Genomic DNA, 11,114 nt, shown 5'->3' on the forward strand with positions numbered 1-11,114 from the left:
ACCGACGAACGACCGAATATGCGGACTATACGTTCTCATTCGTAACAAAACGGCAATATTAGTTTATCCTATTAGAATGCGTATCCGAGTTGGTGAACACATAATGAGTTCTCAAACGTATCGATCCCACAGAACGGATTTGAAATCCAGTCGAACGTGGGGCGCAGCGGCCGCCGGCGGTCTCGTCGCGGGTGTCGCGATGGGCCTGTTAATGCACTTTATTATGGGTGCGATGCCCCTGATCGGCGGGCTCTACGGACAGCCGACCGTCGTCGCCGGATGGACAGCCCATCTCTTTCACAGCGTCGTCTTCGCGCTGATCTTCGCCGCGGTAATCGGTAGTACGTCGCTTCGCGAATACGGGCTCCTCGGTATGATCGGGCTGGGTGCCGTCTACGGCGTCATCTTGGAGATCGTCGCCGCCGGCTTCGTCCTCCCGATCTGGGCGAACGCCGTCGGGGTGGGTGGTGGACTTCCAGTCCCGTTCATCGCCCTGCCCGGATTCGTCACGCACGTCCTCTACGGCGTCGTCCTCGGCGCGATCTTCGGACTCGCGATGACCCGCGACTGGTCGAAGCCGACGGACGTTGAAGACGCCGAGCGCGCTACCGTCGAAGACGCAGAACGCGCTGCGGAGTAACGGCGATCGGCGATTTTTACGGAGATTTTTCGATATTCGTTGGTACGAGCAACCGTTTCGAATTTTCATTTCTCAAAGAATCTCACTGATGGGTTCTTTTCGATGTGACTGCATTGTTTCATCCTTTATCTGCACTGAACAACACCACGTTAGCTGGCTGAGCAATAACTCAAGTAATAGCACCGCGAACGCGAGCCGAGCGGCTTTTTCCCTCCAGGTTTTGCGCCGAGAGGTTCGCGAAGCGAACTCGAGGCGAAAAAAGGTGGATGCGCTGGCTGGGATTGTGAACCGAGCCGAGACGGTTCTGCTCGCTCACTGCGTTCGCTGCGCGGGCTGCGACTCGTCGGGTTCAAATCCCACCGTCTCGCACATACCGAATTCGACGTCGCGAGCGACACGCTACGCGGTCGCTCTTCGGGTAGAATTCAGAAGGATGCGCTGGCTGGGATTTGAACCCAGGTTGTGACCATGGCAAGGTCACGTGATACCACTACACTACCAGCGCGTGTGTGGTCCGCGTCTACATCTTCGAGGAGACGGGATTCGTAAATAAGACTTGCGAATCCGAGAGAAAAACCGCCCGATGGCGTGGGGGGAAATACCACGGTGTGCCGAACCACGAAAACGCCCGTTTGCGGCCGTGTTATGCCCTCACAACCCCCGCGAGCTTTCGCTACTCTTTTAGGGTCCGCTTTGGTATCACTGGTACAGTCTAGACGTGACGCTGAAGGGACCGGTATGACGCTGACCGTACTCGTGCCGTCCTCTCTCGTCCGAGAGGCCGAAGATAAACGCGAGGCAACTCGCAAACTCGGCTACGTCGCCCGTGCGGCGACGGTGTTTCGGGCGGATCGGCTCGCCGTCTTCCCCGATCGGGAAGGCGAGCGACGCTGGGGGGGCGAGTTCGTCGAAACGGTGCTTCGATACGCCGCAACGCCGCCGCACCTCCGAAAGGAGGTATGGGGCAAGCGCGACGAACTCGAGTACGTCGGCATCCTTCCGCCCCTCCGTGTCCCGTCTATGACCGGCTCCGAATCAGACGGTTCGGGGTCGTTAACACAGGGAATCGTGACCGAGGTCGGACCTGACGGCCGCGTTCGGGTCAATTGCGGACTGCAACACCCGGTCTCTCTGCTCGTACCTCCGTCGATGGAGGTCCAGCAGGGAGCGCGCGTCGCCATCAGGATCTCTTCGCGAGAACCGGTCCGTGCGCGGATCGTCGACGAACCCGTTCCGGGCTTCGACGTGTCCCGTATGGACCTCGAGGAAGCACTCGGCCGCGCCGATGCGGGCGTCACAATCGCGACGTCCCGCTTCGGCGAGGCGCTGACCACGACACGGCTGCCGCAGCTCGCCTCGCGCGTCGAGCGCGAGGGCGCAACAGTCGCGTTCGGGTCGCCCGGTCGTGGGCTTCCGGCCATCCTCGGCGTCGACGTCGAGGATGCGGTCGAACCCGCAGACGGTCCGGGGTTCGATCTCTGGCTGAATACGATTCCGCGACAGGGCAGCGAGACCGTGCGAACCGAAGAAGCGATGTTCGCCTCCCTCGCGACCCTGACACTCACGGAGTGATCATATGCCACAACCAAACAGACCACGAAAAGGTTCGATGGGCTTCAGCCCGCGCAAGCGTGCGGCCAAGGAGGTCCCACGCATCCGGTCGTGGCCCGACGACGACGGGTCCCCGGGCATCCAAGGGTTCGCCGGTTACAAAGCCGGAATGACCCAAGTGATGATGGTCAACGACGAGGCCAACTCCCCCACCGAGGGAATGGAGGAGGCCGTGCCGGTGACCGTCGTCGAGACGCCGCCGATGCGCGCTGTCGCCCTACGAGCCTACGAAGACACGCCGTACGGTGCAAAGCCCCTGACGGAAGTGTGGACTGACGAGTTCGAGGAGCACCTCGACCGCACCCTCGACCTCCCCAACGAGGACACCTTCGAGGACGACGCCGACGACCTCAGATCTGCGGTCGAGGCCGGCGAGGTCGACGACGTCCGACTCATCACCCACACCGTCCCGAGCGAGATGCAGAACGTCCCCAAGAAGAAGCCCGACGTGATGGAGACCCGCGTCGGCGGCGGCTCCGTCGAAGAGCGCATCGACTTCGCGCTCGACCTCGTCGGCGAGGGCGGCGAGCACGAGCTCGCCGACGTCTTCCGCGCCGGCGAGTACCTCGACGTCGCCGGCGTCACGAAAGGCAAGGGGACGCAGGGCCCCGTCAAGCGGTGGGGCGTCCAGAAGCGGAAGGGCAAACACGCCCGCCAAGGATGGCGGCGTCGGATCGGGAACCTCGGTCCGTGGAATCCTTCGCGCGTGCGCTCGACCGTTCCCCAGCAGGGGCAGACGGGCTACCACCAGCGGACCGAACTGAACAAGCGCCTCATCGACATCGGTGAGGGAAGCGAACCGACCGTCGACGGCGGCTTCGTCGGCTACGGCGAAGTCGACGGCCCGTACGCGCTCGTCAAGGGCTCGCTCCCGGGCCCGGACAAGCGCCTCCTGCGGTTCCGTCCGGCCGTCCGACCAGGCGACCAACCGCGCCTCGATCCCGAGGTGCGCTACGTGTCGACCCAATCGAACCAAGGATAACCTATGCAGGCAACAATTCGCGACCTGAACGGCGACGACGCCGGCACGCTCGACCTGCCCGAGGTCTTCGAGACGACCTACCGTCCCGACCTCATCGAGCGAGCCGTGGTCGCCGCGCAGGCGAACCGAAAACAGGCGTACGGTGCCGACCCTTACGCGGGGATGCGAACTCCGGCCGAATCGTTCGGCAGCGGCCGCGGGATGTCACACGACCCCCGCGAAAACGGACGCGCCCGACGCGTGCCGCACGCGGTCAAGGGCCGGAAGGCGCACCCGCCGAAGGCGGAGAAAGACCAAGGCAAAGACATCAACGACAAGGAGCGAAAGCTCGCCGTCCGCTCGGCGATCGCCGCCACGACGGACGCGGAGCTCGTCACCGAGCGCGGACATCAGTTCGACGACGACGTCGAACTCCCGCTCGTCGTCGACGACGACTTCGAGGGTCTCGTCAAGACCCGCGAGGTCGTCGACCTGCTCGAAACCCTCGGCGTTCACGGCGACATCGAGCGCTCCGACGAGAACAAGAAAGTGAAGGCCGGCCGCGGAAAGACCCGTGGCCGCAAGTACACGCGTCCGAAATCGATCCTCTTCGTCACGAGCGAAGAGCCCTCGAAGGCGGCGCGGAACCTCCCCGGCGCTGACGTGGTCACTGCGGCCAACGTCGGTGCGGAGGATCTCGCGCCCGGGACGCAGGCGGGCCGACTCACGATCTTCACCGAGAGCGCGGTCGAGGAGGTGGCGGACCGATGAGTTCGCTCATCGACCACCCGCTCGTCACGGAGAAGGCGATGGACGAGATGGACTTCGACAACAAGCTCCAGTTCATCGTCGACATCGACGCCACGAAGACGGAGATCGTCGACGAGGTGGAATCGCGCTACGAGGTGGCCGTCGTGGACGTAAACACGCAGATAACGCCGAAAGGCAAGAAGAAGGCGACCGTCCGACTCCACGAGGACGACGAAGCGCAGGAAGTCGCCTCACGAATCGGGGTGTTCTGAACATGGGACGACGAATTCAGGGCCAACGTCGCGGGCGCGGTACGTCCACGTTCCGGGCACCGTCGCACCGCTACAAGGCCGAACTCTCGCACAAGAAGTCGGACTCGGACGACACCGTCTCCGGGACGGTCGTCGACATCGAACACGATCCCGCGCGCAGCGCGCCGGTCGTCGCCGTCGAGTACGAAGACGGCGAGCAGCGACTCGTCCTCGCGCCCGAGGGCGTCGCTGTGGGTGACACGATCCAGACCGGCGTGAGCGCGGAGATCAAGCCCGGAAACACGCTCCCGCTCGGGGAGATCCCCGAGGGGGTTCCGGTGTGTAACGTCGAGCGCCAGCCCGGCGACGGCGGGAAATTCGCCCGCGCGTCCGGGACGAGCGCACAGCTGCTCACCCACGACCGCCGCGTCGCGGTCGTGAAGCTTCCCTCCGGGGAAGTCAAGCGGCTGAACCCGCAGTGTCGCGCCACCGTCGGCGTCGTCGCGGGCGGCGGTCGAACGGAGAAGCCGTTCGTGAAGGCCGGCAAGAAGTACCACAAAATGAAAGCGCGCGGCATCAAGTGGCCGCGCGTCCGCGGGGTCGCGATGAACGCCGTCGATCACCCGTTCGGTGGCGGCGGCCGCCAGCACCCCGGACAGCCGAAGTCCGTCTCGCGGGACGCCCCGCCGGGACGGAAGGTCGGTGACATCGCCTCGAAGCGCACCGGCCGCGGTGGCAAAGGAGGCAAGGATAACTCATGAGTTCGGAATACCGTACCGGCCGCGAGGGTGAGTTCACCTACCGCGGTCACACGCTCGACGAGCTGCAGGAGATGTCGCTCGACGAGGTCGCGGAACTGCTCCCCGCTCGACAGCGGCGAACCATCGAACGAGGACTCACGGTCCAACAGGAGAAGCTGCTGGAGACGGCCCGCGAGGGCGACGTCCAGGAGACCGCCAACGACCCGATCCGGACGCACCTCCGGGATATGCCCGTCCTCCCCGAGTTCGTCGAGAAGACGTTCGAGGTCTACAACGGGCAGTCCTTCGAGCGCGTCCGCGTCGAGCCCGAGATGATCGGGCACTATCTGGGCGAGTTCCAGCTGACCCGCAATTCGGTCGAACACGGTCAGGCCGGAATCGGCGCGACCCGGTCCTCGAAGTTCGTGCCGCTCAAATAAACCATGGGTATCAACTACAGCGTCGAGGCCGACCCGGAGACCACCGCCAAGGGGATGCTCCGCGATCGGCCCATCAGCCTGAAGCACAGCAAGGCCATCTCCCGAGAGATCAAGGGACTGTCCGTCGCGGACGCGGAGGAGTACCTCCACGACGTCATCGACGAGAAGCAGTCCGTTCCGTTCAAACAGCACAACACCGGCGTCGGACACCGATCCGACATCGACGGCTGGGACGCGGGACGCTACCCCGAGAAGGCCTCGAAGGCGTTCCTCGAACTCCTCGAGAACGTCTCCTCGAACGCCGACGAACAGGGATTCGACGGCGACGAGATGACGATCACACACGTCGCCGCCCACAAGGTCGGCGAACGCCAGGGCCGCAAGCCCCGCGCGTTCGGTAGCGCCGATCCGTGGAACACGCCGATCTGCGACGTCGAACTCATCGTCGAAGAACCAGAGGAGGTCGAAGCCTAATGGCAGACGAACATCAGTTCATCGAAGACGGGCTGCAGCGCTCCCAGATCGACGAGTTCTTCGCAGACGAACTCGGTCGCGCCGGCTACGGCGGGATGGACGTCGCGAAGACCCCGATGGGGACGCAGATCGTCCTGAAGGCCGAAAAGCCCGGGATGGTCATCGGAAAAGGCGGGAAGAACATCCGCAAGGTCACCCGCGAACTCGAAGAGCGGTTCAACCTCGACGACCCCCAGATCGACGTGCAGGAGGTCGACGAGCCCGACCTGAACGCCCGCATCGTCGCGGACCGACTGGCCAACGCCTTGGAGCGCGGCTGGTACTTCCGTAAGGCGGGCCACACGACCATCGACCGCATTATGGAGTCCGGCGCGCTGGGTGCCGAGATCGTCCTGAGCGGGAAGGTCACCGGTGCGCGTTCGCGCGTCGAGAAGTTCAACCGCGGCTACATCAAGCACAACGGCGAACCCGCCCAAGAGATCGTCGACGAGGGTCAGGGCGTCGCCGTGATGAAGCTCGGCACGATCGGCGTGACCGTCAAGATCATCCCGCCGGGCGCGGAGCTGCCCGACGACTTCGAGATCCACGAGGACGTCGAGGTCGAACCCGTCGAGCAGGTCGCAGAAAGCGAAGGCGTCGAGTCGCTCCTCGAAGAGGAGCCCGAGGAAGTTCCGGACGTCGGCGAGGACGACGAGGTCGAAATCCCCGACGAGGAGCCCGAGGACGTCATCGACGAGGAAGTCGTCGAAGAGGTCATCGAGGAGACCGACGAGGAACCCGTCGAGACGGGCGACGTCGACGACGAGGAAGACGTCGAGGAAGAGCTCGACGAACTCGACGAGGAAGTCGAAGCCGAGGCGGAAGAGCTCCTCGACGAGATGGAAGACGCCGACGACGAGTCGGCCGAAGACGAGGATACGGACGCTGACGCGGACGACGCCGACGCAGACGAGTCGGACGCTGACGCGGACGAGTCGGACGCGGATGAGTCGGATGCTGACGAGGAGGTCGAAGAATAATGGCGATCCTCTACCCCGAAGAGATCCGCGATATGACGGCCGCAGAGCGCGAGGCCGAGCTCGAAGAGCTCGAAACCGAGCTGCTCAACACGAAGGCCGTGCAGGCCGCCGGTGGTGCCCCGGAGAACCCGGGGCGCGTCGGCGAGCTCAAGCGCACGATCGCGCGGATCAAGACGATCCAAGCGGAAGAAGGCGACAACGACGACGAATAACCCGACAATGGCACTGACACCCGAAACGCTGACGCGACACGAACTCAACGGCCTCCGCGTGGCCGTCGTCGACGCGCCCAACCCCGACCTCGTCGGGATCTGCGGGCGCGTCGTCGTCGAGACGATGCGGACGCTGCACGTCGACGTCAGCGAGTGCGACGACAAGGCGGTCGGCGACGACGCCGACGAGGCCGCGCGTCGCACGCGGGTAAAACAGGTGCCGAAGCAGGGCTCGACGTTCGAGTTCGAGCTCCCCGCCCGGGCGGGACCACCCGGATGCACAGATGAAGCCGCCGACGTCGCGAAGGCGTCGGGGACCGCGTCCAAACTTCGATCGGAAACTGCCGGCGGATTCGATGCCGGTCAGTCTGGTCGGCCTGCTGTGGATTCCGCAGCGGCTTCTCGGCGTTCCGCCGGGAATTGCGAGGGCACGGCCTACGTTACGGTGGATGGCACACGTCTGCTCTCACGACCCGCCTTGCGGACCGAGAAGGCAGGTGACACATTATGGCGATAGGACTGAACGTAGAAGAACCGGAGGAGGCCTGCTCCGACGAGAACTGTCCGTTCCACGGGACACTTTCCGTGCGCGGACAGACGCTCGAGGGCACGGTCGCCTCTACCGATATGGAGAAAACCGTCATCGTGGAGCGTGAATACGACGTTCACGTTCCCAAGTACGACCGCTACATGAAGCGGCGTAGTCGCATTCCGGCTCACGCGCCCCCTTGCGTCGAGCTCTCGGAAGGCGATACGGTACGCATCGCAGAGACCCGACCGCTGTCGAAGACCAAGGCTCACGTCGTGGTCGAGACCCTCGGAGGTGAGGAGTGATGGAGGCGCTGAAAGCCGACGTCACCAAAGGCCTCGAACGGGGCTCGCTCATCACGTGCGCGGACAACACCGGTGCACGCGAGCTGAAGGTCATCAGCGTGAAGGGCTACTCAGGAACCAAGAACCGACACCCCGCGGCGGGCATCGGCGACCAGGTTACCGTTTCGGTGACCAAAGGGACGCCGGAAATGCGCCGCCAGGTGCTCGAAGCCGTCATCGTCCGCCAGCGGAAATCGATCCGCCGGCCGGACGGGACGCGCGTGAAGTTCGAGGACAACGCCGCCGTCATCATCGACGAGATGGACGAGCCTCGCGGGACCGAGATCAAGGGCCCCATCGCGCGCGAAGTGGCCGAGCGCTTCGGGAGCATCGCCTCGACGGCGACGATGATTGTATAGATTATGTCGAAGCAACCACGCAAACAGCGAACACGGACGCAGAACGCGCCGCTGCACGAGCGGCAGAGTCAGGTCCGCGCGACGCTGTCCGACGAGCTCCGCGAGGAGTACGGACAGCGGAACGTTCGCGTCAACGCGGGCGACACCGTCGAGGTGCTCCGCGGCGACCACGCCGGAACGGACGGCGAAGTCGTCGAGGTCGACCTCACGGATTCGGTCGTCTACGTCGAAGACGTGACGGTCGAGAAGGCCGACGGCGAGGAAGTGCCTCGTCCGCTCGACGCCTCGAACCTCCGCGTGACGGGACTGGACCTCGAAGACGACCGCCGTGAGGCGCGACTGCAAGCGACGGAGGACGAAGAATGACCCGACACCAGAAGCGACTTTCCGCACCGAACGCGTGGCCCGTCGAGCGGAAGACGGGGACGTTCACGGTGAAGGCCGGCGCGGGTCCGCACGGAGAGGCGGGGGTTCCCCTGCTCGTACTCCTGCGCGACGTGCTCGGCTACGTCGACTCGAAGAAGGAGGCGCGTTACGCCCTCAACGAGGGATCGGTCCTCGTCAACGGCGACGCCGTCTCCGACGAGCAGCGCCCGGTGGGGATGTTCGACATCCTCGCGTTCACCGAGCGCGAAGAGTACTACCGCGTCTTCCCCGAGGAGGGCGGACGGCTGGCGCTGACGCCGATCGACGGTGACGCCGCCGACAGCCGACTCGGGAAGATCGTCAACAAGCAGGAGATCAGCGGCGGCGACACGCAGCTGACGCTCCACGACGGCGCGAACGTTCGCGTCGACGAGGAAAGCGACTACAGCAGCAAAGACTCCCTCGTCGTCGACAACGAGACGAAGGAGATCGTCGCGCACTTCCCCTACGAGGAGGGTGCGCTCGTCACCGCCATCGACGGCACCCACTCCGGCGAGATCGGTACGATCGACGAGATCACCGTGACCGCCGGCAGTGGAAACAACACCGTTTCCGTCGAAACGGACGACGACAGCTTCGAGACGATCGAGCAGTACGTCGTCGTGATCGACGAGAAGTTCGTCGGCGACGATGACGGCTCCGAGGACGAGCCGTCGGACGAGGCGGCCGCTGACGAGGCTGACGCCGAGGAAGCCGTCGACGACGACTCCGCCGACGGAGGTGACGACGAATGAGCGAGGCTGAATTCCATTCGATGCGCCAGCCGCGCATCGAGAAGGTCGTCGCCCACATGGGCGTCGGCGAGGGCGGTCGCGAACTCGCGAACGCCGAGGAGATCCTCGAAGAGATCGCCGAGCAGGAGGCCGTCCGAACGACGGCGACCCGCGCGGCGACGCAGTTCGGTTCGCGCGTCGGCGACCCGGTCGGCGCGAAGGTCACCCTTCGCGGCGAGGCCGCGGAAGCCTTCCTCGAGAAGGCGCTGCCGATCACCGACCTCTCCGAGCGGCAGTTCGACGAGACGGGCAATTTCAGCTTCGGCGTCGAGGAACACACGGCGTTCCCGTCGCAGGAGTACGACCCGCAGATCGGTATCTACGGGCTGGACGTGACGGTCAACCTCGTCCGCCCCGGCTACCGCGTGAAGAAGCGCGATAAGGCGTCCCAATCGATTCCGAACCGGCATCGACTGACGCCCGAGGACGCGATCGTCTTCGTCGAGGAGACGTTCGACGTGGAGGTCACAGCATGAGCGAATCAGAGACTGAACAGACGGGCGAGCACGCGAGCCGTCGCACGGGCCAGAGCCACGAGTGCCGGCGTTGCGGTCGCAATCAGGGACTCGTCGGTAAGTACGAGATCTACCTGTGCCGACAGTGCTTCCGCGAGGTCGCCCGCGAGATGGGATTCAAGAAGTACCGATAACTATGGCAGGAAATGATCCACTCGCCAACGCGCTCGCCGGCGTCGACAACGCCGAGAGCGTCGGGCACCTGTCCCACAAGATACAGCCCGCCTCCAACGTCATCGGCTCCGTCCTCGAGGTCTTCTACGACCGCGGGTACGTCGACGGCTTCGAGTTCGTCGACGACGGCAAGGCCGGACGTTTCGAGGTCGAACTGAGCGGCGCAATCAACGAATGTGGTGCCGTCAAGCCCCGCTACTCCGCGGGCGCAGACGAGTTCGAGAAGTGGGAGAAGCGATATCTCCCCGCCCGTGACTACGGGACGCTCATCGTCACGACGAGCCACGGCGTCATGAGCCACTACGAGGCCCGCGAACAGGGCATCGGTGGCCAAATAATCGCCTACGTGTACTGAGACCATGACCAGAGTAGAAATCGAGATTCCGGACGAGGTCTCCGCCGAGGTGTCCAACCTCGATCTGACCGTCGAGGGGCCGAACGGCAGCGTCACCCGGACGCTGTGGTTCCCCTCGGTCAGCGTCAGTGTCGAAGACGGTGCCGTCGTGATCGCCTCCGAGGAGGAGGACGCCAAGACGAACGCGACCGTCGGGACCTTCGAGAGCCACGTGTCGAATATGATCCACGGGGTCACCGAAGGCTGGGAGTACGAGATGGAAGTCTACTACGCTCACTTCCCGATGCAGGTCGACGTCGAGGGCGACGAAGTCGTCATCACGAACTTCCTCGGCGAGAAGTCCTCGCGACGGACGCCGATCCGCGGAGACACGGAGGTACAGATCGACGGCGAAGCGGTCACCCTGACGGGCCCCTCGAAAGAGGACGTCGGGCAGACCGCCGCCGACATCGAACAGCTTACTCGCGTGACGGACAAGGATACGCGCGTCTTCCAAGACGGCGTCTACATCACGCAGAAGCCGCAGACCGGAGGTGCCTGA

At 64.5% G+C, this 11,114-nt stretch carries 19 protein-coding genes and 1 tRNA gene; 19 read left to right on the forward strand and 1 reads right to left on the reverse strand.

Annotation, left to right across the window (positions count from 1 at the left end; genetic code table 11):
• The first annotated feature begins 103 nt into the window (after positions 1–103).
• The gene (locus U5919_RS11925) at positions 104–640 is read left to right on the forward strand and encodes a hypothetical protein (RefSeq protein WP_336024571.1); all 537 of its coding nucleotides are present in this window, start codon (positions 104–106) and stop codon (positions 638–640) included.
• A 434-nt stretch (positions 641–1,074) separates the two neighbouring features.
• Here the strand turns inward: U5919_RS11925 and U5919_RS11930 are convergent.
• Positions 1,075–1,145, reverse strand: a tRNA-Gly gene (locus U5919_RS11930).
• 233 nt (positions 1,146–1,378) lie between these two features.
• Here U5919_RS11930 and U5919_RS11935 point away from each other — a divergent pair.
• From U5919_RS11935 to U5919_RS12020, 18 genes are read left to right on the forward strand one after another with little or no spacing between them, the layout of a single operon-like run.
• Entirely contained in the window at positions 1,379–2,212 is an 834-nt protein-coding gene (locus U5919_RS11935) for a putative RNA uridine N3 methyltransferase (RefSeq protein ID WP_336024573.1), read from the forward strand.
• Positions 2,213–2,216: 4 nt separating this feature from the next.
• Positions 2,217–3,233 carry a 50S ribosomal protein L3 gene (locus U5919_RS11940; protein WP_336024576.1) on the forward strand — a complete coding sequence of 339 codons (1,017 nt, stop codon included), beginning with the start codon at positions 2,217–2,219 and terminating at the stop codon, positions 3,231–3,233.
• Between the two features lie 3 nt (positions 3,234–3,236).
• Positions 3,237–3,983 (forward strand): 50S ribosomal protein L4, encoded by a 747-nt coding sequence (gene rpl4p, locus U5919_RS11945; RefSeq protein WP_336024579.1) that lies wholly within the window; start codon positions 3,237–3,239, stop codon positions 3,981–3,983.
• A complete protein-coding gene (locus U5919_RS11950) occupies positions 3,980–4,234 on the forward strand; it encodes a 50S ribosomal protein L23 (RefSeq protein ID WP_336024580.1) in 255 nt (84 codons plus the stop codon). Before rpl4p ends, U5919_RS11950 begins: the two co-directional genes overlap by 4 nt.
• 2 nt (positions 4,235–4,236) lie before the next feature.
• Positions 4,237–4,974 (forward strand): 50S ribosomal protein L2, encoded by a 738-nt coding sequence (locus U5919_RS11955; protein ID WP_336024582.1) that lies wholly within the window; start codon positions 4,237–4,239, stop codon positions 4,972–4,974.
• On the forward strand, positions 4,971–5,393 hold the full coding sequence (locus U5919_RS11960; RefSeq protein WP_336024584.1) for a 30S ribosomal protein S19: 423 nt from the start codon (positions 4,971–4,973) through the stop codon (positions 5,391–5,393). Before U5919_RS11955 ends, U5919_RS11960 begins: the two co-directional genes overlap by 4 nt.
• A gap of 3 nt (positions 5,394–5,396) precedes the next feature.
• Positions 5,397–5,867, forward strand: a complete 471-nt coding sequence (locus tag U5919_RS11965; protein WP_336024587.1) for a 50S ribosomal protein L22 — start codon at positions 5,397–5,399, stop codon at positions 5,865–5,867.
• Entirely contained in the window at positions 5,867–6,886 is a 1,020-nt protein-coding gene (locus tag U5919_RS11970) for a 30S ribosomal protein S3 (RefSeq protein ID WP_336024589.1), read from the forward strand. The genes U5919_RS11965 and U5919_RS11970 overlap by 1 nt, the downstream gene beginning before the upstream one ends.
• Positions 6,886–7,098, forward strand: coding sequence for a 50S ribosomal protein L29 (gene rpmC / locus U5919_RS11975; protein ID WP_336024591.1), 213 nt, complete (start codon positions 6,886–6,888; stop codon positions 7,096–7,098). The genes U5919_RS11970 and rpmC overlap by 1 nt, the downstream gene beginning before the upstream one ends.
• 7 nt (positions 7,099–7,105) lie before the next feature.
• Positions 7,106–7,615 (forward strand): ribonuclease P protein component 1, encoded by a 510-nt coding sequence (locus tag U5919_RS11980; protein WP_336024592.1) that lies wholly within the window; start codon positions 7,106–7,108, stop codon positions 7,613–7,615.
• Positions 7,606–7,932 (forward strand): 30S ribosomal protein S17, encoded by a 327-nt coding sequence (locus U5919_RS11985; RefSeq protein ID WP_336024593.1) that lies wholly within the window; start codon positions 7,606–7,608, stop codon positions 7,930–7,932. Before U5919_RS11980 ends, U5919_RS11985 begins: the two co-directional genes overlap by 10 nt.
• The gene (locus U5919_RS11990; protein ID WP_336024595.1) at positions 7,932–8,330 is read left to right on the forward strand and encodes a 50S ribosomal protein L14; all 399 of its coding nucleotides are present in this window, start codon (positions 7,932–7,934) and stop codon (positions 8,328–8,330) included. The genes U5919_RS11985 and U5919_RS11990 overlap by 1 nt, the downstream gene beginning before the upstream one ends.
• Positions 8,331–8,333: 3 nt before the next feature.
• Positions 8,334–8,696, forward strand: a complete 363-nt coding sequence (gene rplX / locus U5919_RS11995) for a 50S ribosomal protein L24 (protein ID WP_336024597.1) — start codon at positions 8,334–8,336, stop codon at positions 8,694–8,696.
• On the forward strand, positions 8,693–9,490 hold the full coding sequence (locus U5919_RS12000) for a 30S ribosomal protein S4e (protein WP_336024598.1): 798 nt from the start codon (positions 8,693–8,695) through the stop codon (positions 9,488–9,490). Before rplX ends, U5919_RS12000 begins: the two co-directional genes overlap by 4 nt.
• A complete protein-coding gene (locus U5919_RS12005; protein ID WP_336024601.1) occupies positions 9,487–10,005 on the forward strand; it encodes a 50S ribosomal protein L5 in 519 nt (172 codons plus the stop codon). Before U5919_RS12000 ends, U5919_RS12005 begins: the two co-directional genes overlap by 4 nt.
• Positions 10,002–10,178 carry a 30S ribosomal protein S14 gene (locus U5919_RS12010; RefSeq protein ID WP_049985035.1) on the forward strand — a complete coding sequence of 59 codons (177 nt, stop codon included), beginning with the start codon at positions 10,002–10,004 and terminating at the stop codon, positions 10,176–10,178. The genes U5919_RS12005 and U5919_RS12010 overlap by 4 nt, the downstream gene beginning before the upstream one ends.
• Before the next feature lie 2 nt (positions 10,179–10,180).
• Complete coding sequence (locus U5919_RS12015) at positions 10,181–10,573, forward strand: 30S ribosomal protein S8 (protein WP_336024604.1); 393 nt, start codon at positions 10,181–10,183, stop codon at positions 10,571–10,573.
• A 4-nt stretch (positions 10,574–10,577) separates the two neighbouring features.
• Positions 10,578–11,114 carry a 50S ribosomal protein L6 gene (locus U5919_RS12020; protein WP_336024606.1) on the forward strand — a complete coding sequence of 179 codons (537 nt, stop codon included), beginning with the start codon at positions 10,578–10,580 and terminating at the stop codon, positions 11,112–11,114.

Origin of the sequence: Halobellus sp. LT62, from assembly GCF_037031285.1 — an archaeon.
Taxonomy (GTDB): domain Archaea; phylum Halobacteriota; class Halobacteria; order Halobacteriales; family Haloferacaceae; genus Haloquadratum; species Haloquadratum salinisoli.